20 protein-coding genes are annotated in these 20,355 nt (G+C 65.7%); 6 read left to right on the top strand and 14 right to left on the bottom strand.

What is annotated here, in order from left to right; translation table 11 throughout:
* Window positions 1-630 precede the first annotated feature (630 nt).
* Window positions 631-2,517: an ABC-F family ATP-binding cassette domain-containing protein gene (locus Q0718_RS12860; RefSeq protein WP_298918705.1), complete on the bottom strand. Its 1,887-nt coding sequence runs from the start codon at window positions 2,515-2,517 to the stop codon at window positions 631-633.
* A gap of 102 nt (window positions 2,518-2,619) precedes the next feature.
* On the opposite strand from Q0718_RS12860, the gene ndk reads away from it, so the two are divergent.
* Window positions 2,620-3,042, top strand: coding sequence for a nucleoside-diphosphate kinase (gene ndk / locus Q0718_RS12855; RefSeq protein ID WP_298918702.1), 423 nt, complete (start codon window positions 2,620-2,622; stop codon window positions 3,040-3,042).
* A gap of 72 nt (window positions 3,043-3,114) precedes the next feature.
* Here ndk and Q0718_RS12850 read toward each other — a convergent pair whose 3' ends face one another.
* The 3 genes from Q0718_RS12850 to purM form a co-directional block, all read right to left on the bottom strand.
* The gene (locus Q0718_RS12850; protein WP_298918698.1) at window positions 3,115-4,476 is read right to left on the bottom strand and encodes a pilus assembly protein TadG-related protein; all 1,362 of its coding nucleotides are present in this window, start codon (window positions 4,474-4,476) and stop codon (window positions 3,115-3,117) included.
* Window positions 4,477-4,592: 116 nt separating this feature from the next.
* Window positions 4,593-5,186 carry a phosphoribosylglycinamide formyltransferase gene (gene purN / locus Q0718_RS12845; protein WP_298918694.1) on the bottom strand — a complete coding sequence of 198 codons (594 nt, stop codon included), beginning with the start codon at window positions 5,184-5,186 and terminating at the stop codon, window positions 4,593-4,595.
* Window positions 5,183-6,211, bottom strand: coding sequence for a phosphoribosylformylglycinamidine cyclo-ligase (gene purM / locus Q0718_RS12840; RefSeq protein ID WP_298918691.1), 1,029 nt, complete (start codon window positions 6,209-6,211; stop codon window positions 5,183-5,185). The genes purN and purM overlap by 4 nt, the downstream gene beginning before the upstream one ends.
* A 126-nt stretch (window positions 6,212-6,337) precedes the next feature.
* Here purM and Q0718_RS12835 point away from each other — a divergent pair, with 126 nt between their 5' ends.
* Together Q0718_RS12835 and Q0718_RS12830 are read left to right on the top strand one after the other, a co-directional pair.
* The gene (locus Q0718_RS12835; RefSeq protein WP_298918688.1) at window positions 6,338-7,297 is read left to right on the top strand and encodes a hypothetical protein; all 960 of its coding nucleotides are present in this window, start codon (window positions 6,338-6,340) and stop codon (window positions 7,295-7,297) included.
* Window positions 7,298-7,311: 14 nt separating this feature from the next.
* Window positions 7,312-7,935 carry a hypothetical protein gene (locus Q0718_RS12830; protein ID WP_298918685.1) on the top strand — a complete coding sequence of 208 codons (624 nt, stop codon included), beginning with the start codon at window positions 7,312-7,314 and terminating at the stop codon, window positions 7,933-7,935.
* Between the two features lie 20 nt (window positions 7,936-7,955).
* On the opposite strand, the gene Q0718_RS12825 is transcribed toward Q0718_RS12830, so the two are convergent.
* Together Q0718_RS12825 and Q0718_RS13750 are read right to left on the bottom strand one after the other, a co-directional pair.
* On the bottom strand, window positions 7,956-8,693 hold the full coding sequence (locus tag Q0718_RS12825) for an SDR family NAD(P)-dependent oxidoreductase (RefSeq protein ID WP_298918682.1): 738 nt from the start codon (window positions 8,691-8,693) through the stop codon (window positions 7,956-7,958).
* Entirely contained in the window at window positions 8,683-8,829 is a 147-nt protein-coding gene (locus Q0718_RS13750; protein WP_366523889.1) for a DUF2256 domain-containing protein, read from the bottom strand. The genes Q0718_RS12825 and Q0718_RS13750 overlap by 11 nt, the downstream gene beginning before the upstream one ends.
* A 57-nt stretch (window positions 8,830-8,886) precedes the next feature.
* Here Q0718_RS13750 and Q0718_RS12815 point away from each other — a divergent pair, with 57 nt between their 5' ends.
* Together Q0718_RS12815 and Q0718_RS12810 are read left to right on the top strand one after the other, a co-directional pair.
* Window positions 8,887-10,437, top strand: coding sequence for a cryptochrome/photolyase family protein (locus tag Q0718_RS12815; RefSeq protein ID WP_298918674.1), 1,551 nt, complete (start codon window positions 8,887-8,889; stop codon window positions 10,435-10,437).
* A gap of 77 nt (window positions 10,438-10,514) precedes the next feature.
* On the top strand, window positions 10,515-10,724 hold the full coding sequence (locus Q0718_RS12810; RefSeq protein WP_298918670.1) for a hypothetical protein: 210 nt from the start codon (window positions 10,515-10,517) through the stop codon (window positions 10,722-10,724).
* Between the two features lie 154 nt (window positions 10,725-10,878).
* On the opposite strand, the gene Q0718_RS12805 is transcribed toward Q0718_RS12810, so the two are convergent.
* From Q0718_RS12805 to Q0718_RS12795, 3 genes are all read right to left on the bottom strand, one after another.
* Window positions 10,879-11,499 carry a pseudouridine synthase gene (locus Q0718_RS12805; protein ID WP_298918667.1) on the bottom strand — a complete coding sequence of 207 codons (621 nt, stop codon included), beginning with the start codon at window positions 11,497-11,499 and terminating at the stop codon, window positions 10,879-10,881.
* 130 nt (window positions 11,500-11,629) lie between these two features.
* Window positions 11,630-12,835, bottom strand: coding sequence for a ribonuclease D (gene rnd / locus Q0718_RS12800; protein WP_298918663.1), 1,206 nt, complete (start codon window positions 12,833-12,835; stop codon window positions 11,630-11,632).
* On the bottom strand, window positions 12,825-13,562 hold the full coding sequence (locus Q0718_RS12795; RefSeq protein WP_298918660.1) for a dienelactone hydrolase family protein: 738 nt from the start codon (window positions 13,560-13,562) through the stop codon (window positions 12,825-12,827). Before Q0718_RS12795 ends, rnd begins: the two co-directional genes overlap by 11 nt.
* Window positions 13,563-13,742: 180 nt before the next feature.
* On the opposite strand from Q0718_RS12795, the gene Q0718_RS12790 reads away from it, so the two are divergent.
* Entirely contained in the window at window positions 13,743-14,423 is a 681-nt protein-coding gene (locus Q0718_RS12790) for a LysM peptidoglycan-binding domain-containing protein (RefSeq protein WP_298918657.1), read from the top strand.
* A 5-nt stretch (window positions 14,424-14,428) separates the two neighbouring features.
* Here the strand turns inward: Q0718_RS12790 and Q0718_RS12785 are convergent, their stop codons facing one another.
* The 5 genes from Q0718_RS12785 to Q0718_RS12765 form a co-directional block, all read right to left on the bottom strand.
* The gene (locus Q0718_RS12785) at window positions 14,429-15,274 is read right to left on the bottom strand and encodes a bacteriorhodopsin (RefSeq protein ID WP_298918654.1); all 846 of its coding nucleotides are present in this window, start codon (window positions 15,272-15,274) and stop codon (window positions 14,429-14,431) included.
* 139 nt (window positions 15,275-15,413) lie between these two features.
* Entirely contained in the window at window positions 15,414-17,489 is a 2,076-nt protein-coding gene (locus Q0718_RS12780; protein ID WP_298918652.1) for a TonB-dependent receptor, read from the bottom strand.
* 104 nt (window positions 17,490-17,593) lie between these two features.
* The gene (locus Q0718_RS12775; protein ID WP_298918649.1) at window positions 17,594-17,914 is read right to left on the bottom strand and encodes a hypothetical protein; all 321 of its coding nucleotides are present in this window, start codon (window positions 17,912-17,914) and stop codon (window positions 17,594-17,596) included.
* Window positions 17,915-17,979: 65 nt separating this feature from the next.
* Window positions 17,980-19,380, bottom strand: a complete 1,401-nt coding sequence (locus Q0718_RS12770) for an FAD-binding oxidoreductase (protein ID WP_298918647.1) — start codon at window positions 19,378-19,380, stop codon at window positions 17,980-17,982.
* 9 nt (window positions 19,381-19,389) lie between these two features.
* Window positions 19,390-20,325, bottom strand: coding sequence for an L-threonylcarbamoyladenylate synthase (locus Q0718_RS12765; RefSeq protein WP_298918644.1), 936 nt, complete (start codon window positions 20,323-20,325; stop codon window positions 19,390-19,392).
* Window positions 20,326-20,355: the final 30 nt, after the last annotated feature.

The following is a 20,355-nucleotide window of genomic DNA, read 5'->3' as shown; positions in this document are numbered from 1 at the left end:
ACCCTGGCGTCGGCTCTCCCGGAAAGGACCCGCGGACTGCTCTTCACAGTCCTTGTGCGGCGGAAGGATCCCCGCTCACACCACCGAGCCCTCGCTCCTGTTCCCTGCACCGAGGGTTACGCCCCTCCTCGTGTCTTGCAGCGAACGAGAGCAACATACACCAGGTTTGGAAAGCGAGGATCTAATTGTCGATTCTTTCGGATGGGCGGGAGAGGACACCACGCAGAACAAGGGGTTGGCGCGGGCGAAGACGCGGAAGGGTTGCGCGATAAACGAGGATGGGCGTCGGGAACGCGGCTTATTCCCTTTCGTTATCGGCATTCATTGCCAAGGACGGCGTCTCCCATACACCTCACCCCGGACTTGATCCGGGGTCCATCACGGGACGGCTAGGCCAGCCGGAACGGTGGGGAGATGGATCCCGGGTCGAGCCCGGGATGAGGGGGTAGGGAAATGGCTGGGCAAGACGCCGTCCGGGCTTGCGGGGCGGCGTTCCCTTCGCGTCCTTTGGGACGCGTGTTCCTGCGGAACGAGGTTTGCGACGATTGCCGTTGGCAATCTTAGACCCGCACGCGGGACGCAAACCTGAGGGGGCCAGGGTCGAGGTGGCACGCAAACCTGCGTTGAACCTCAGTCCAGTCCCGCGTCCTCTTTCGCTCCTTCATATGCCCCCAGCGCGTCCAGCCAGCGTTCCTCCAGGCGTTCGATGCGTTCGGCGCAGCGGGCGCGGTCCTGGCCCAGGGCGACGGCGTGGTCGGGGTCGTCTTCGAACAGGCCGGGCTCCGAGAGCTCGGCGTCGATGTCGGCCAGCATGCGGGTGGCGCGGTCCAGATCCTTTTCCAGCCGTTCGGCGGCGCGCTTGAGCGGGGCGACGGCCTTGCGGGCCTCGGCGCGGGCCTTGCGCTCGTCGGCCTTGGACGGGCCGGTGTCGATCTTGGCCTTCTTGTCCGGACGCGCGCGTTCGGCCTGTTCCTCGCGGTAATCGTCCAGCGTGCCGGGATAGACCGTGACCGCACCTCCATCGACCAGCCAGAGCCGTTCCGTCGTGGCTTCCAGCAAGGCGCGGTCGTGGCTGATGAGCAGCACGGCACCGGAGTAGCTGTTGAGCGAGCGGACCAGCTCTTCACGGCTGTCGATGTCGAGATGGTTGGTCGGCTCGTCCAGGACCAGCAGATGCGGCTTGTGGAAACCGATCAGGGAAAACAGCAGCCGCGCCTTCTCGCCGCCCGAAAGATCGCCTGCGGGCGTCTCGGCGTTCTTCGCGCCCAGCCCGAATTGCGCGAGGCGCGCGCGCCGCTCGGCCTCGGTCGCGTCGGGCATGAGGTCGACCACATGGTCGTAGGCGGAATGAGCCGTGTTGAGCGCGTCCACCTCGTGCTGGGCGAAATAGCCGACGCGCATCTTCTTGTGGGCGCGGATATGGCCGGTCTGCGCGGACAGGATGCCGAGCAAGCCCTTGGCAAACGTCGTCTTGCCTTCGCCGTTGCGGCCCAGAAGCCCGATCCGGTCGTCCGGATCGACGCTCAGATTGATGTTTCGCAGGATGGTCGTGTCGCCATATCCGAGCGCGGCATCGTCGAACCGCACCATGGGCGGGCTGAGCAGCCGTTCTGGACCATGCAGCTCGATCGGCGCGATGGGATCGCTGACCATGGTCGCGATCGGCTCCATCTTCTCCAGCCGCTTGACGCGGGACTGCGCCTGCTTGGCCTTGGACGCCTTGGCCTTGAAGCGGTCGACGAAGGCCTGCAGCTTGCGGCGTTCGTCCTCCTGTTTGGCGACGAGCGCCATGTCGAGCCGGTTGCGCTCGGCCAGGCGGCGCTGGAACTGGTCGTAATTGCCCGAATACATCGTCATCTTGCCCGCCTGCAGATGGGCGATGTGGGTGACGGCGTTGGTGAGGAAGTCGCGGTCGTGAGAGATCACGAAAATCGTCCCGCGATATTTGCGGATGTGGTTTTCCAGCCACAGCGCGCCTTCGATGTCGAGATAGTTGGTCGGTTCGTCCAGCAGCAGGATGTCCGGCTGGGCGAACAGCATGGCGGCCAGGGCGACGCGCATCCGCCAGCCGCCGGAGAAGTCGGCGCAGGCGCGCTGCTGGTCGTCGCCGTCGAACCCCAGGCCCGACAGGATCGACCCGGCGCGGGCTTCGGCCGTGTAGGCGTCGATGTCGCCCAGACGCGTGTGGATCTGCGCGATGCGCATCGGGTCCGTTGCGGTCTCGGCTTCTCGCAGCAGGGCCAGCCGTTCCGTGTCGGCGGCCAGCACGGTGTCCATCAGGCTTTCCGGGCCGGAGGGCACTTCCTGGTCGACCGCCCCCATGCGCATGCCCTTGCGCAAGGTGATCTCGCCGTCATCGGGAGCTGTTTCCCCCTTGATCAGCCGGAAGAGCGTGGACTTGCCGGTGCCGTTGCGGCCGACTAGCCCGACCTTCTGCCCCGCATCGATGGCGAGCGTGGCTTTCTCGAACAGGGGTCGCCCTTCGATGCGGTATGTCAGATCGTTGATGTGGAGCATGGCGCGTTCTTAATTCGCGCGCCCGCTAACACGGCTTGCGAAACGCGTCATCCCGGATTAGGGGCCGCGCAAATTCTTAATACAGCCTCGAAGGATCAGTCCATGGCCGTGCAACGCACCTTTTCCATCATCAAGCCCGATGCCACCAAGCGCAATCTCACCGGCAAAGTGAACGCCATGATCGAGGATGCGGGCCTGCGCATCGTCGGCCAGCGCCGCGTGCATCTGTCCGAGGATCAGGCGAAGCGCTTCTACGAGGTTCACGCCGAACGTCCGTTCTACGGCGATCTGGTCAAGTTCATGACGTCCGGTCCGGTCGTGGTCCAGGTGCTGGAAGGCGAAGACGCCATCGCGAAATATCGCGACGTGATGGGCGCGACCAACCCGTCCGAAGCCAAGCCCGGCACGATCCGCGCGGCGTTCGCCGAATCCATCGACGCCAACACGGTCCATGGCTCCGACGCACCGGAAACGGCCGCCGAAGAGATCGCGCAGTTCTTCACCGACGAAGACATCGTCGGCTAGGCGCACCGATCTTGACGGATGAGGAAGAGGAAGCGGAAGAGGCCGGGGCGACCCGGCCTTTTTCGGGCCCGCTCAGCGCTTGATGCGGATCGTGTCGGACAGGATGTCCTCGCCGATCGTGTTGAACGCCGCGGTCAGCTCGTCGGCATTGGCGGCCTTGATGAACGTGTCCGCATTGCTCGCACAGGCGGCGAGGAAGTTGAAGGCCTGAGACTTGATGGAGGCGTCGAGGGTTCTCGTATTCTCGACATAGCGGCCCGCATTGTAGTCCCAGTAGAAATCGTTCATGCCGTAGGTTCCGGGCTCGAGCGCGAAACCGATCGTATAGACGGTCACGCCGTCATCCTTCATGCGCTTGCAGGAGGCGAGGGCGGTTTCGTTCTGGGGGTAGCTGTCCCGGCCTTCGGACCAGTTGCCCCGCCTCTGCCTGCCGCCATTCCATTGTCTGGCATTGCCGGACGGTCTGGCCGACGAGGTTCTGTACGAGTACCAGCAACTCCAACGCGACCAGCGGTCGGGGCGGCTGCACCGTTGACGCCGCCATTTCCCGGTTCCGGTCTGGTCGATCCAGACGGGGTCGTTGCCGTCATTGACGCCGTCCGTCATGAAAACGGCGTAGCGCAGGGGCGTCTTGCCGCTGGCCGCCTTGTGGACGGCCGGTTCGGAGACCAGCCAGTCCGCCGCCGTGGCCAGGGCGTTGGCGGGCCGGGTCGATCCCTGCGCCGTCATGGCGTCGATCGTGCCGTCCGACAGCAGGCGCCAGCCCATGGGCTTCGTGCGGCTGTTGATCGTGTTGCCGTTATAGGCCAGCATGCCGGAGCGGAAGACCTTGGGGTCGGTCCCGGTCTGCGTGCCGACCAGCGGTTCGAGATAGGTCATGAAACCCTTGACGCTGTCCTCCAGCGCCGTGATCCGTGCGACCGCCCCGGTCGGCGGGACGAGCCAGCCGAAGCCGTTGGCTTTGTAGGGCCTGTCGTCCCAGGCCATCGACCCGGAATTGTCCAGGATCAGGGCCAGCGAGGCGACGTCGTTGAGCTCCAGATCCTCCATGCCGACCACGCTGCGGCTCGAATAGCCGACCGTGTCGATCCCCATGACGGCTGAAAAGGACGCGTTGGTCTCGCCGCTGACCGTCACGATGGCTTCCTTGGCGGTCATGTCGTAGGCGACGTTGACGATGACATCCTCGGCGCCGCCCGCGACCCAGCCCTTGACGTCGTAGCCGAGTTCGGCCGCCGTATAGTCTCCGGTTGGCAAGCCGTTCTTGCGGTCCGTCGGCATCTTGCCCTTGTTGGCCCGCACGAAGGCGGCCGCGTTCAGCGCGACCGCGTCGGCGATGTTCTGCGACCGGGATTTGGACGAGGACGCGGTGGTATAGTCGATCGCGGCGCCGACCATGGCGAGCAGGCCGACCATGGCGACCGCGGTCATCATGGCGACGTTGCCGTCCTCATCCTCCCGGTAATTTCTGAAACTCCGCCAGCCCACGATTTGCCCACCCGATACTCGAAATTCGGGGCCATGTTAGGGCGGCAAGGCTTGCCGCCGACTTAGGAGACAGGGTTAACGCGGCGTTGACGGACCGCCGCCGCCAGGGCGCGCGGATAGAGGACCAATTCGCGCTCCAGCACGCGTGCGGCCAGGGCTTCCGGCGTATCGCCGGGACGGATCGCTACGGTTTCGCGGTCGATCACGTCGCCGCCATCCACTTCGGTCACGACCCAATGGACCGACGCACCGGCATGGGTGTCTCCGGCCTCGATGGCGCGGCGATGGGTGTGAAGGCCTTTATAATTCGGCAACAGGGACGGGTGGATGTTGACCAGCCGTCCTTCCCAGCGCGACCCGAACCATTCGGTCAGCACGCGCATGAACCCGGCGCAGGCGACGAATTCGATATGGTGGTCGCGCAAGGCGGCGTCCAGAGCGCGCTCGAAGGCTTCGCGGCTGCCATAGCCGGTATGGTCGATGGCAAGGGCCGTCACGCCCGCCGCCTTCGCCTTGTCCAGCCCCCCGGCGCCGGGACGGTTGGACACGACCAGGACGATATCGGCCGGATAGTCCGGGGCATTTGCGGCGTCCAGAAGCGCGGCCATGTTCGACCCGCGTCCCGAAATCAGGACCGCTGTGCGCACGCGCTTCATGCCGCGCGCAACTCTCCGATGACGTGCGCCGGGATGCCGGCCCCGGACCGGGAAGCCTCCAGCTTGGCCAGCACGTCCATGACGGCTTCCGGCTTGACGCACAGGACCAGCCCGATCCCGCAATTGAAGGCGCGCCGCATCTCGGCTTCCTCCACGCCGCCCGTTTCCTGCAGCCAACGGAACACGGCCGGACGCTCCCAGGCGTCGAAGTCGAAAGCGGCCTGGAGCCCACTTGGAAGCATGCGCGGTACATTGTCGGTCAACCCGCCGCCGGTGATGTGGGCGAGGCCCAGAATGTCGCCGAGCACGGGTTTGACGGCCTCGACATAGATCGTCGTCGGTGCGAGCAGGGTTTCGCCGAGCGTGCCGTCGCCGAAGGGAGAGGGCGCCTCGAAGCCGAGACCGGAGCGGTCCACGATCTTGCGGATCAGCGAATAGCCGTTGGAATGCGGACCGGAGCTTTCCAGCCCGATCAGCACGTCGCCCGCGCTCATCGCGTCGCGCTGCGGCAGGATCGCGTCGCGTTCCACCGCGCCGACGACGAAACCGGCCAGATCGAACTCGCCGTCCGCATACATGCCGGGCATTTCCGCCGTCTCGCCGCCGATCAGCGCGCATCCGGCCTGGCGGCACCCCTCGGCGATGCCGGACACGACGGCGGCCGCGCCGTCCACGTCCAGACGCCCGGTCGCGAAATAGTCAAGGAAGAAGAGCGGTTCGGCACCCTGAGCCAACACGTCGTTGACGCACATGGCGACCAGGTCGATCCCGACCGTGTCGAGTTTTCCCGTTTCGATCGCGACCTTCAGCTTGGTTCCGACCCCGTCCGTGCCGGACACCAGCACCGGATCGTCGAACCCGGCCGCTTTCAGGTCGAACGCACCGCCGAAGCCGCCGATCGTGCCGTCCGCCCCGGGGCGCCGGGTCGAGCGCACCATCGGCTTGATCCGGTCCACCAAGGCGTCGCCCGCATCGATGTCCACGCCGGCATCCTTGTAGGAGAGGGGTTTTTCATGATCTGTCATGGGGGCGGCCTGTGTGCCAAATCCGCCGCAATCGCAAGTCAGTGTGGCCGGATGTCGGGATCGGCGATCGACACAGGTGAGAGACCCGGCCTTTTCCATACGCCAAACCCTGCTATAGCCCGACCCATGAAACAGCTCCTCCTCGCCCTCGCCGCCACCCTGCTGGCCCTGCCAGCCCTTGCGGCCGATCCGTTCACCGTGGCGAAAGTCCCCGTGGACGCCACGGCCGATACGGCCATCCAGGCGCAGACCAATGCGGTCCAGTCCGGTTACATCAAGGCGGCGCGCGAATTGCTGAACCGGCTGACGCTGGAGTCCGAACGCGAGGCGCGCGGCCTGCCGCCATTGACGCTGGCCACGGTCGGCCCATTGATCCGCGGCCAGACCATCGACAATGAACGGCGCTCGGCGACGCGCTATCTCGGCGACGTGTCCATCGCCTTCAACCCGGCCGCCGTGCAGCGCCTGCTGCGCGACCAGGGTCTGACCATGGTCAGGAGCCAGGCACGCGAGCGCCTGTTCGTGCCGGTCGGTTTCGATCCCGACAGCGACACGGCGCGCGACCTGGTGTCGGGCCGCTACGCCCATGCGCTGACGCCGGTCAAATCGATCGACGCCGACGAGCTGCGGCGGCTGACGGACGAGCCCAGCGAAATCCAGCTGCAATCGTTGGCCGATCGTTACGGCGTGGAACGGCTGTTGATCGTGCGGCCCTCGTCGGGCGGCATCGATGTGACGGAGTTGGTCATGGAAACGGGCGAACGTCGCAGCCTGAGCGCGCGGAGCCCGGCCGCGCTCGTCGCGCGGCTGGAAGCGGACTGGAAGGCCAATTCCGCCGTGCCCAGCGGTAGCGCTCAGTCCGCGCCGGTCTCCGTTCTGTACGATTCCATTTCGGAATGGCAGCGGTTGCAGCGCGCCATCAACAATAGCGTGCAGATCAGCGATGCCCGGCTCGACGCCGTGTCCAAGGACGGCGCACTGATGACCCTCCGGTTCGGCAGCGTCGAACGGCTGGCCGACGAAATGGCGCAGAAGGGTTTGCGCGTCTATGAAGATCCGCAAATGGGTCTCGTCATCCGGCGCTAGGCGCAGGAGAGCCCGTGACAGCCCCCGTCCGTAGAAAGGGCCAGATCCCGCTCGACCTGACTCCGGCACCGGATTTCACCTATGAGAGCTTCATCGAAGCGCCCAGCAATGCGGGTGCGTTGAACGTCGTGCGCGCCTGGCCCGCCTGGCCCGCCCCGGCGATGCTGTTGCTGGGACCGGAAGGCACGGGCAAGACCCATTTGGGCGAAGCCTGGCTGAAGACCGCCCACGGCGTCTTCCTGGACGACGCGCATACGCGCGACGACGATGCGCTGTTCGGTTTCATCAACCGGGCCCTGCGGGGCGAGATCCCGGGTCTGCTGCTGGCGTCGCGCGTCGTCCCGGACGATTGGGGTGTCGCTCTGCCCGATCTGCGCTCGCGCCTGTCCGCCATGCCCAAGATCGAACTGCACGAGCCCGACGATGACAGCCTGCACCCGATCACGCGCGAATTGTTCCGCCGCCGGGGCAGGGACGTATCGCGCGACGTGGTGGACTATCTGCTCAAATACACAGACCGCAGCGTCCCGGCCTTGCGCGACACGATCCGGATGATCGACGAGGCGGCATCGAGCGCGAAGGCGGATGTGACGAAAGCGTTCGCAGGAAAGGTTGTGCGGGAGGATCTGTTCGAGTGAAGCCGGCTACAGCTCGCCCGTTAAGACGATATCCGCGCCCCGTCCCAGGCGAATAATCCGCCCGTATCCTCAGGGCCTACCCGGTCCACCACCTCCAGCAATTTTCTGGCCGAGAACGCGGGCGTGAACAGCTTGCCCTCCGGCACGTTGCCCTGGAACGGTTCCGACAGCTCCGTATCGACCGTGCCGGGATGCAGGCCGATCACCACTTGCTGTTTGCGGCGGCGCGCCGTCTCGATCGACAGGGTCTGGATCATCATGTTCAGCGCCGCTTTCGAGGCGCGGTAGCTGTACCAGCCACCGAGCCGGTTGTCGGAAATCGAGCCGACCCGGGCCGACAGGGCCGCGAACACGGCTTTGCGGTCGCGCGCGAGCAGCGGCAGGAAATGCTTGGCCGTCAGGGCCGGACCGAACGTGTTGATCTCGAAATTGCGTCGCATGGCGTCCAGATCCAGCGACCGCATCGTCTTTTCCGGCTGGACGTCCGAGCCGTGCAGAAAGCCGGTCGCCACCAGGATCAGGTCGAACGGACCGACTTCGCCCAGCGCCTGCGCAGCGGCGATGAGGCTGGGCTCGTCGAGGAAGTCGAACGTCAGATTGCGAACCTTGGGGAAGGGGTGCGACGCGCCGGTTCGCGACAAGGCGTGGACCGCCTCGACCCGGTCGCTGCCCGCCAGCGCCTCGACGAAAGCCGCGCCGATGCCGCCCGTGCTGCCGACGACGACGGCGCGGATCGGCGTCTCGAAACTATCCAGCATGCTTCTCTCTCCGGCAGCGCTCCGAACAATAGCGGACCTCGTCCCAGCAGCGGGCCCATTTCTTGCGCCAGCTGAAAGGCCGCCCGCAAGTCGCGCAGTCCTTGGACGGCAGATAGCTTTTGTTCGCCTTGCTCACGGACTCAATACGGACGCGGCTGCGAAACGGTTGGCAGCGACAGCGCGTATCACAATCATGACGACGCTCATCCCCCTCTTTGCCGACCAGCTCTCCCACGGTCTGTCCGCGCTTCAGTTCGCCGATCGCGATCATGCGCGCGTCTTGATGGTCGAGGTGAAGGAGGAGGCTCGATCCGTGCCGCACCACCGCACCAAGCTGATTTTCCTTTTCTCCGCCATGCGCCATTTCGCCGAAGAGCTGCGGGAAGATGGCTGGGCGGTGGACTATGTCGAACTGACGGACCCGGACAACACGCACAGCTTCACGACAGAGGTCGAGCGCGCCTTGGATCGCCATGACGTGGCGGAGATCGCCGTGACCTGGCCCGGCAATCACCGCGTGCTTGAGGCGGTTCGTCGCTGGGAAGACCGGTTCGGCAAGCGCGTGACGATCTCGCCCGACGACCGCTTCGTCTGCGGCATCGAGGAATTCGCCGACTGGGCCGAAGACCGCAAGCAGCTGCGCATGGAATATTTCTACCGCGAAATGCGGCGCAAGACCGGGCTGCTGATGACGGCGGACGAAAAGCCCGAAGGGGGCGAATGGAATTACGACAAGGAAAACCGCAAGCCTGCCAAGGAGGGCATGGTCTTCCCGGAGACGCAGCGCTTCCAGCCCGACGGCATCACGCGCGGCGTCATCGCCATGGTCAAGGCCGAGTTTCCGACGCGCTTCGGCCATGCGGACGGGTTTTTCTGGGGCGTGAGCCGGGCGGACGCGCTGGTCAGCCTGGACAACTTCCTGACCCACGGCCTGCCGCAATTCGGCGACTATCAGGACGCGATGGTCACGGGGCAGGACTTCCTGTTCCACTCGCTGATCTCGCCCTACCTCAATGCGGGGCTGCTCACCGCTCTGGAGGTCTGCCAGGCGGTCGAGGCGCGGTACAAGGACGACGACGTGCCGATCAATGCCGCCGAAGGCTACATCCGCCAGATCATTGGCTGGCGCGAATATGTGCGCGGCATCTACTGGATGGAAATGCCGGGTTACGAGGAGAAGAATTTCTTCGGCAACACGTTGGATCTGCCGGAATTCTACTGGACCGGCGAGACCGACATGGAATGCCTGCGCAGCACGATCGGCCAGACGATCGAGCACGCCTACGCCCATCACATACAGCGGCTGATGATTACGGGAAACTTCGCCTTGCTGATCGGCGCGGACCCGCATGCGGTTCACGAATGGTACCTGTCGGTCTATCTGGACGCCTTCGAATGGGTGGAACTGCCCAACACGCTCGGCATGAGCCAGTATGGCGATGGCGGTCTGCTGGGATCCAAGCCCTATGCGGCGTCCGGCGCCTACATCAACCGGATGAGCGATTATTGCGGCAATTGCCGGTACAAGGTGACCCAGCGCGTGGGCGAGGATGCCTGCCCGTTCAATTCGCTCTACTGGCACTTCGTCGCGCGCAACGAGGACAAGCTGCGCGGCAATCGCCGCATGAGCATGGTCTACCGCAACCTCGACCGGATGGACGGCGATAAGCGCGATGCGTTGCTGGAGCAGGCAGACGGGTTCATTGCGGGGCTGAAGACGGTCAAGGCGGAGGCGTATCTGTAGGGTTTGCCAGGTCGGGGCGGTGGTCAGGCTCACCGCGAAGACTTGCCCTGCCAGAAATTGCGGGTCACAACCGGAACATGACGAAACATATTAGATCCGCTCTGCTCGCCTGCGCCGCATTGGCGTCAACGGCTTGCGTCTCGACCTATTCCGTCGATGAGCCGAACGCGTCGGAGCTGGAGCGTATCACCGAACTCGCCATCGATACCTGCGGATCGGCTGACAACGTGCAGGAAGTGTCGCTCGACGGATTCGTGTGCGAGGATCGCCACTCACCGATCCCCTGATCGCGCCTCACGGCAGGCAATCTTCATGGGCGCCGTTTCCGCCGGTGTCGCCGGGAGCGGAGTGGGGGCGGGCGGGACGCCGACGCTCGAGCATCCGGAGGGGCGAAGGAAACCGCCATCGCCGCCGGTCGCACAGCTCCGGTGCGGGGCTTGGCTAGAACGGCACGACGCTCTCCACCGTGATCCGCTCGCCGCCGGTCGGCTTGAACAGGCTCAACCGGTGCGCATGGAGCATCAGACGCTCGCTCGCGGCCAACGCGGCGCCGTCAGCATAGAATTCGTCGCCCAGAATGACATGGCCGATGGCTTTCAGATGGACGCGAAGCTGGTGGCTGCGGCCCGTCAGCGGGGTCAGTTCGAGCCGTGTGCGGTCCGCGCCGCGTTCGATCACACGCCAATCGGTCGTGCTCGGTCGGCCCTGATCGTGGCAGACCATTTGCAGCGGCCGGTTCGGCCAGTCGGCGCGCAGGGGCAGGTCGATGCGGCCTTTGTCTGCGGCGACGATCCCGTCGACGACGGCGATGTAGGTCTTGGCCAGATGGCGGCGTTCGAACTGCAGGCCGAGGTGACGCTGCGCCGCCTTGCTGCGCGCGAACACCATGATGCCCGATGTCGCCATGTCGAGCCGGTGAACGGTGAGGGCTTCGGGATGCTGCGCGCGCAGACGCGCCTCGACGCAATCGGGTTCGGTCTTGCCGGGCACGGACAGAAGACCGGCGGGTTTGTCGATGAAAAGAAGGTCGGAGTCGGCGTAGAGAATGGAAACGTCCATCATCCGCTCAACCCGACGGAAATCGGGGCCCAGCCATGGGCAAGACCGGATCCAGTCCGCAAAGACGAGTTCGCTGTGCCCTCGCAGATGTGCTGGGTCCCGTGTCGGGGCACGGGATGAGCGGGGGACGGTTTCACCCCTGAAACCGCTCCGCCACCACATCGTCGCCATCCAGCCGCAGCCCGATCTCGCCCCGCAACAATGCCAGCGCGTCGTCGCCGAACAGCTCCCGCCGCCAGCCCTTCAGCGCCGACACGCCGGCCTCCTCGCCGAACGCGGCGATCTTCTCGATCTCGCGCGCCCCGGCGACCAGGCGCGGGGCGATGCCGACGACCTCGGTGCGCAGGCGCAGCAAGGTCTTGAGCATTTCCACGCGCGGACCGAGATTGGGCGGCATGGCCGTCGGCTTGGGCACGTCCGGGGCGTAATCCTCCGCATTGTCGAGCGCGTCGTTCATCCGCGCCATCAGGCTCTTGGCCGCGCCGGAGCGCTCGAACCCGCGCGGAATGCCGCGCAAGCGACCGAGTGCGTCCAGGTCGCGGGGCTTCTGCGTGGCCAGGTCGTAAAGCGCGTCGTCCTTCAGCACGCGGCGGCGCGGCACGTCGCGCTCGATCGCCTGCTCCTCGCGCCAGGCGGCGGCGGCACGCAATGCGGCCAGATAGGGCTTGCGCGGATTGCGCACTTTCAGGCGCTGCCAGGCATCTTCGGGGTCGAATGCGTAGAGGTCTTCTTCCATCTGCGGAGCCATCTCTTCCATGACCCAAGGCAGGCGGCCCGCATCTTCGAGCTCGTCCACAAGATCCGGAAACAGATCACGCAGATGCGTCACGTCGGCGAGGGCGTAGGAGAGCTGCTTGTCCGAGAGCGGGCGGCGCGACCAGTCGGTGAACCGCGCGCCCTTGTCCAGATTGATGCCGAGCCGGCCCTTGACCAGCCCGCCATACCCGACGCTGTCGCCGAACCCGGCCGCCATGGCCGCGACCTGCGTGTCGAAGATCGGGCCCGGCACGGTTTTGCCGCACAGCTCGTAGAAGATCTCCATATCCTGACGCGCGGCATGCATGACCTTCACCAGCTGGTCGTCCATCAGCAGATCGACGAAGGGCGCGAGGTCGAGACCCTCGGCCAGCGGGTCGACGATCACTTCGTCGTCGGGCGTCGCCATCTGGATCAGGCAGAGGATGGAGTAGAAGGTCGTCTCGCGCATGAACTCCGTGTCGAGACAGACGAAATCGTGCTCGCGCGCCGCGTCGCAGAATTCCGCCAGCGCCTCCGTGTCGCGGATGACGGTGATGCCGCTCGCGTCGCCGCTGACGCTGCCTGCGGGTTTACGCCGCATCGGTGCCGTGCATCCCGAAGTGCTTGCGCAGCAGGTCGAACGTCGCCGCCCAGCTCTGATCGGCGGCGGACTTGTTGTATTTCAGGCCCAGCTCCGCATCGTCGGCTTCGGGCACCATGAAAGCGTGCTTGGTGTTGCCGAAACTCATCACCGTCCAGTCGCAGCCCGATGTCGAAAGCTCGTCCTGCACGGCGCGCAGGCTGTCCGGATCGGCCATCGGGTCGTCATAGCCGTGACAGACCAGTACATCGGCCCGGATGTCGCTTCTGGGCAGATCGGGCGCATCGAGCAGGCCGTGATAGGAGATCGCCGCCTTGAGGTCCAAACCGGCCCGCGCCATGTCCAGCGTGCAGAGCCCGCCGAAGCAGAAGCCCATCGCCGCCATGGCGCCGGAGTCCACTTCGTCCAGGGCGGCGGCCGCGTCGTACCCGGCCTTGAGGCGCTGGCGCAGCGCGGCCCGGTCTTCCTTCAGCGGGCCCATCAAGGACATCTTGTCGTCCACGGTTTCAGGACGCGCCGCGCCGCCATAATTGTCCAGCGCCACGCCGACATAGCCGTTCGCGGCCATCTGCACCGCGACGCCTTCGGCAAAATCGTCCCGCCCGCCCCAGGCGTGATTGATCAGGATGCCGGGCCGGGCCCGCGCCACGCTTTCGTCATAGGCCAGGTAGCCGGTGCAGCGCGTGTCGCCGTCCCGATAGTCGAATGTGCGGGTGGAAATGGTCATCGATATCCTCGCGGCGGCGTTTCGGCCCGAAAAACGCGTCCGGCCCGGACGCGCTCGGCTTTCGCAACGCGGATAGCGCGTCGGAGCCGCGACCGGAACCCCCGGGTGCGCGGAAACACGCCTTTACCCAAAATTGACCTTTTCAACGCAGCCTGAGCGCCAAACCGCTTGGAGACCGCCATGTCCATCCGCCTCTTGTTCGTGGGTTCCGCACTCGCCCTTGCCGCCTGCTCGACGGTGCAAGAAAACCCGAACTACCAGTATTCCTCCAAATATGTTGAGCCCGATCTCGACACGGCGCCCGTTCTGGCAGCGGAGGCCCGGACGGTTGCAGGCGTGCAGTACAGCGCGATCCCGGCCGCCCATCCGGAATTGGCCGGTTCGGAAAGGGGTCCGGAAACGGCCGTGTCGCCGACTGAACACGCCTATGATACGGACCGCATGACCGGAACGCCCGGCTATGAAATGATGGTGGCGCAACAAAGCCCGCATCAGCCCGCCCCATTCAAGATCCAACCCACGCCGCAAGCGGTTGCGCCCCGAACGGCGCCCGTCCAGGCTCCGCGCCCGCTCGTCCCCGGCCAGCCGCGCGAGGTGAATTACGATTTCGCTCAGAACACGATCGGCGGCAATGTCATTGCCGCACCGGCTCCGGCCCCGCAGGGACCGGTCAGCGGTACGGCCGCCAGCATGCCGGCGGTCGGCCTGTCCTACACGGTGCAGCAAGGCGACACGGTCTATTCGCTGTCGCGCCGCCTCTGCGTGCCGGTCGGCGAGATCACGGCTGCCAACGCGATCGGTGGCGACTATGCCATCGCCATCGGTCAGACGCTGGCCCTGCCCGGATCACGCTGCGGCTGAGGCCGTCAGCGCCGAACGGCCCTTCCGATCGCGGCCGGATCGGCCAGCGCCTCGATGGCCGAGACATGGCCTTCCAGCGCGGACCGTCGCAGGCAGAAGCGCGCCAGTATGACCCCGTAGACCAGCTTGGTCGTGATATCGGCCGTGGTGAACAGGAATTGCTGCGCCACGACGATGGTTTCCGTCTGGCCCAGCTGCGGCATTGCGTAGGCCAAGGGATACAGGCCCCAGGTCGGCAACATGTACCACCAGATATTCTTGCGCCAGCCGTCGATCTCCGCCGGGGTGGTCGCCGCGCCCGCCCGGATCGTGCCCCAGACTTCCCAGAGCAGCCACGCGAAGAACAGCGTCGAAACGATGCCCCACAGGTTCAGCAGGCCCCAATCCGACACCTCGCCGAACTGACCGACCAAGCCGGTCCAGATCATCGCGATCCCGGCTATGCCCATGCGCAGGGCGCGTTTGTGCAGTTCGGGCCGTGGCAGTCCCATGGCGATGGGCAGCTGGCACAACAGCAAGGGCACGGTGATGGTCCAGTTGCCGTAGCGGTAGGCGTTGGAGAACGTATCGCCGTCCAGCATCGGCACGTGAAGCATGCGCGCGGCGTCCCAGACATAGGCGCGGTCCCACATCATGGCTTCGCGGAACAGCGACAGCCCAGCCGACACCATGACGACCGCGGATAGGACCGCGACCAAGCGGTAGCGCTGGGACAGTTGGAAACTGCTGAGCACGAAATAGATCGCGAAGGCGAAACATGCGCCGTAGGCGACGACGAGCGATAGCGATCCCAGCGTCCAGGCCGGATCCGACAGCTCCACGAAATTAGGCAGATTGAGATAGTTGTCCATAGCCGTGCCTCCCGCACGCGAAGAGCGTTTCAGCAGGCAGGGGTCGTGCCCGCATTCCATAAGGCCGCCCTTTCGGGCGACCTTATGTCTATACGCGCCATCACCCCCTAGCGATGGCTATGGACTGATTTGCCAGGTCTTAGAGCTTCGCGCTAACCGTGAAGCGGAGATTGCGTCCGGGCAGGGGCAGGTCGTCCTTCAGGAACGAGGTGTGCTGGCGGGCCTCCTCGTCGAAGACATTGTCCAGGCCGAGCGAGAAGGTCATCGCCTCGCCGAAATCATAGGCCGCGAACAGGTTGACCAACGTGTAGCCGTCGGTCGCGCGTTCGAAGGCCGCCGTGTCGTCCTGATCGGCCGCCCAGTCCAGCTCGGCGCGCAGGCGCAAGGCTTCGGCTTGCGCTTCGATGCCGGTCAGGATGGCGAGGGGCGGGATGCGGGGCAGATTGCCAGTGTCGGTCTCGGCCTCGACATATTCGGCCAGCGCATCGACGCTGACGTCCCAGCGGCCGGTACTGAACAGGTCGACCTCGCCGTAAGCCTCGACGCCGTAGAATTCGGCATCGTCGCCGACAAACTGGAACACGGGCAGATCGTCCTCTTCCGCCCCGGTCTGACGCTCGTAGATGTAATCGTCATAGGAGGTGTAGAACAGGTTGACCGTCACGGCGTGACCGAGCGCGCGGTGGCGCAGGGCGATTTCGCCGCCCGTCGCCACTTCCTTGCCCAAGCTCGGATCGCCGATTTCGAAGGCGTTCGTGGCGATGTGCGGTCCGTTGCTGAACAGCTCTTCGGATGTCGGCGCGCGCTCCGTGCGGAACAATGTGCCGCCCAGTTTGAGGGTCTCGGTGATGTGCCGGTCGGCCCCCGCACTGACGCTCAGCGCGGTGAAGTCGCGGGTCTGGTTCGTGACGCTGTTGTCGTGATCCGTGAATTCGATCCGGCCGGATCCTTCCAGATGCCAGTTCTCCGTGTCGTAGCGGTGGAAGGTGTAGCCCGCATATTGCATCGTCTTCGTCGGCGGCACGAAGGCTTCCTCGCCAATGGCGGAGAAGTCGCGGCTGCGGATCTGCACGCCGTGCGCGGCCGACCAAGCGCCGTCCTGGCGCTGGACCAGCTCCAGCCGGCCTTCATAGCCTTCATTGGCGAAAACCGTGCCGGTCTCGGTGCCTTCGAACTCGGTATGCTCGTAGTCCGCATAGCCGCCGAAGAATTGCAGCCGTTCGAAGAAACCGTCCAGATCCAGCCCTGCATTCACGTCGAAGCGGGTCTGTTCCAGATCGATGGTGACGTCCTCCTCGCCATGTTCCTCTTCGTCATGCTCTTCGCCTTCTTCCTCCTCGTGGCCGTGTTCATGGCCACCGGGGATGCCGTAGTCGGATTCGAACCGGTGCAGGGCCGCGCCGAAGAAGCCGCGGTCGCCGATCCAGCTCAAGCCCACCGTGCCGGAGCGGCTTTCGACGAAACTGTTGGGCAGGCGGTCGCGGACCTCCTCTTCCTCTTCCTCTTCATGGTCTTCGCCTTCCGCCGCATGTTCGGCTTCCTCTTCGGCGCGAAGGGCGGCGCTTTCGGCAAAGCCCGGAATGCGGAAGTCGCCCGAATCGCGGAACGTGCCGTCCAGATGCAGGACCAGATTGCTCCCGATCGCTTGGTCGATGGATCCGGCGGCCTCGATGCCGCTATCGACGCTGGTCGCGCTCATGCGCAGGTTCACCTCGCGCCCGTCTTCGGGCAGGGCGGTCGGAATGCGGCCGTCGATCACATTGACGACGCCGCCCGCGCCGGAACTGCCGTAGCGCAGGATGGACGCTCCGCGCAGCACTTCGATGCGCTCCGCCTGGGCGGGCTCGGCGGCGACGGCGTGGTCGGGCGACGACGCGGAGGCATCGATCGACCCGACGCCGTTGGTCAGCACGCGGACGCGGTCGCCGCCCTGGCCGCGGATGATGGGCCGGGACGCGCCCGCTCCGAAGAAGGTGGACGATACGCCCGGTTCGTATTTCAGCGTTTCGCCGATGGTCTTGGCGATGCGGCGTTCCAATTCGTCATCCGTCAGGACGGAGACGCCGACGAGCACTTCGTCGGCCGGCACCGCAATCGGCGAACCGGTAACGATGATCTCGTCTACATAAGGGGAGGGAATGTCGGCGGTTTGCGCTTGCGCGCTGGCCGCGATCAGGGACAGGCTCGCAACGGAGCCGAAAAGGGTTTTGGTCATGGTTTGAAACTTCAAAGAGCGATCGAGGGGTGCTTCGCTCCGGTCGCGTGTCGCGCCGGTCGCAAAGCAGGGCATTTTCGGAAGGGCCGGATCGGTCGAGCCGGTCAGCAAGGCTGGTGTCGGGATGCCGGGTTCGGCGGCGCGCGGGGCGGCGGAGCGCGGCAGGTCCGTGCATCGTGGAACGTCGCAAGTGGCGTCGGGCGCGGCGTGATGTCCGGGCCGTGATCGACGACCGGGGCGTCCAAGGACGGCGGAACCGTCAACTCCGCCTTGTCTTCACCCAGCACGGATACGGCGCAGGGCACGCCGTCATGACTGTGTCCGAGCCCGTGTTCGGCATCATGCGCCTGCGCCAGTCCCTGGCCTAGCAGGAACAGAGCGGCGAAAAGGATGGCGAGTCCCCGTATGAGCGGCAGGCGCGTCATGGCGACGTGACCTAATCACATTACCGGCATGTATCAACAGCGCCATGCCGCAATAACGCAAACGTTTACAGCATCACGCGCGGGTTCATCAGCCCGTCCGGGTCCATCGCCGTCTTGATGCGGTGCAGCAAGTCCATCTTCACCGGATCGGCGCGCGCTGCCAGCGTCTCGCGCTTCATGATGCCGATGCCGTGTTCGGCGCTGATCGACCCGCCAAGGCCGTCCACGACATCGAAGACGGCCTCGCTGATATCGTCCCAGCGATCGAGGAACGGCGCGCGGCCCGCCGCCATGTCGGCGCTTTCGGGCTGGGCGATATTGTAGTGGATGTTGCCATCGCCGAAATGGCCGAAGCCGACCGGGCGGCAGCCGGGCACGATTTGCTCGACCGCCGCATCGGCGCGGGTGAAAAACTCCGGAATGCGGTCGATCGGCACGGTGATGTCCTGCTTGATCGACCCCCCGAGATGTTTCTGGCCCGCGCTCATATGTTCGCGGATGGATCCCAGCGCGCGGAATTGCGTCTCGCTCTGGGCCAGAACCGCGTCTCGGATCAGGCCGTTCTCCATCGCGCCTTCCAACAAGGCCATGACCATCGCTTCGCCCGCGTCCTGGGTCTCCACCTCGAAATCGGCCAGGACGTACCAGGGATGGGTGTCAGGGAAGGGGTCGCGTTCATTCTCGAAATTGTCGGTTACCGCGGCAAACCCGATGCGGGGCATGACCTCGAACATGGCCAGGGCGGGGCCGCGCAAGCGCGTCAGCAGGCCGACCGCGTCCTCCACGGATGCGACGCCCATCAGGACACGGGCGACGTGACCGGGCTGCGGGAACAGTTTCAGCGTCGCCGCCGTGATGATGCCCAGCGTGCCTTCCGCGCCCAGGAACAGCCGCGAGATGTCGTAGCCCGTATTGTCCTTGCGCAAGGACGTCAGGCCGTTGAAGACCTGCCCGTCCGCCAGCACGGCTTCGACGCCGAAGACCAGGTCCTTGGTCGTCCCATATTTCAACACGTGGTTGCCCCCTGCATTGGTGGACAGCACCCCGCCGACCGTGCAGCTGCCTTCGGAAGACAGGGTGAGCGGGAATTTCCGATCGGCGGCGATGGCGGCCTCCTGCACGGCGTGCAATGTCGCGCCCGCTTCCACCGTGATCGCGTCGGACACCGGATTGACGTCGCGGATCCGCGTCATGCGTTTCAAGCTCATCAGCACTTCGCCCTGCGGCGTCTGGCCTCCGACCAGTCCCGTATTGCCGCCCTGAGGCACGATGGGCAGGCCGTGTTCGGCGCAGATTTGCACGGCGGCCGAGACCTCATCCGTCGACCCCGGCGTCAACAGGATCGGCGTCTTGCCGAAATATTTGTCGCGCCACTCGCTCAGATGCGGGGCGATGATGTCGGGATCGTCCGTCCATGCCTTCTCGGACAAGGCGGTCTTCAAAGCGTTTATGCCGGGGCTTTCCATGCCGGCATCCTAGCGACCGCGCGCGGCGCGTTGCAAGCGGTCGTTGATGGCCGCCCCGAGTCCGCCTCCGGGGATCGGTGCGACCGCGAGTTTCACGCCCGGTCCGTCCAATTCGCGCAACAGCCGGTAGAGATTGCGCGCGGCCTCGGCCAGATCGCCGGTTCCGGAGAGGCTGGGTCCGGCAAAGCCGGGCCCGAACCCGATCAGCGTCTCGCCATCCCGCGCAGCCTTGGCGTTGAGGCGCAAGCTCGCCTGCGGTGCATAATGGCGGTGCATCATGCCAGGCGATGCGAGAGGCGCGCCGGGCGCGGGCTCTCTCAACGGGCTCGTCACGGCTTCGATATCGGCTCGCGCGACGGCGCCGCTGCGCAAGAGTGCGGCCCCGTCATCGTCCACGCGGATCACAGTCGATTCCACGCCGCGCGCGCACGGTCCGCCGTCCACGATCAGGTCGATCCGGTCGCCGAGATCATGGAACACATGCGCGGCCGTCGTCGGGCTGACATGACCTGACAGGTTGGCACTGGGCATGACGAGCGGGGCGTCCCAGCCCGCCGCGACCAGCCCCGCGCGCCAGGGCGCATCGGGACAGCGCAGGGCGATCGTGCCCAACCCGGCGGACGCCCGCGCCGCCAGGTCGCTGTCGCGGCGCGGCAGCACCAGCGTCAGCGGCCCGGGCCAGAACCGGATCGTCAGCTTCGCCGCCAGATCGGGAATGCGGGCATAGCGGGCGGCCTCTTCGGCGCGAAGCAAGTGGGTGATGAGCGGATTGTCAGACGGCCGCCCCTTGGCAGTGTAGATGTCCCGAATGGCGGCGTCGGACCGGGCGTCCGCGGCCAAGCCGTAAACGGTTTCCGTCGGCAGGGCGACCAGCCCGCCGTCGCTCAGCAAGGCGGCGGCCCGCGCATAGGCGTCCGGTCCGGCTTTCAAGGTCAGGGCAGGCATGGCCGGGCCCCTAGCACGGCCCGGCCGCGG

It is taken from the genome of uncultured Algimonas sp. (assembly GCF_947498175.1).
Lineage (GTDB): Bacteria > Pseudomonadota > Alphaproteobacteria > Caulobacterales > Maricaulaceae > Litorimonas.
Note: the sequence above shows the minus strand (reverse complement) of the source record. Positions and strands in the feature narration are given on the sequence as shown.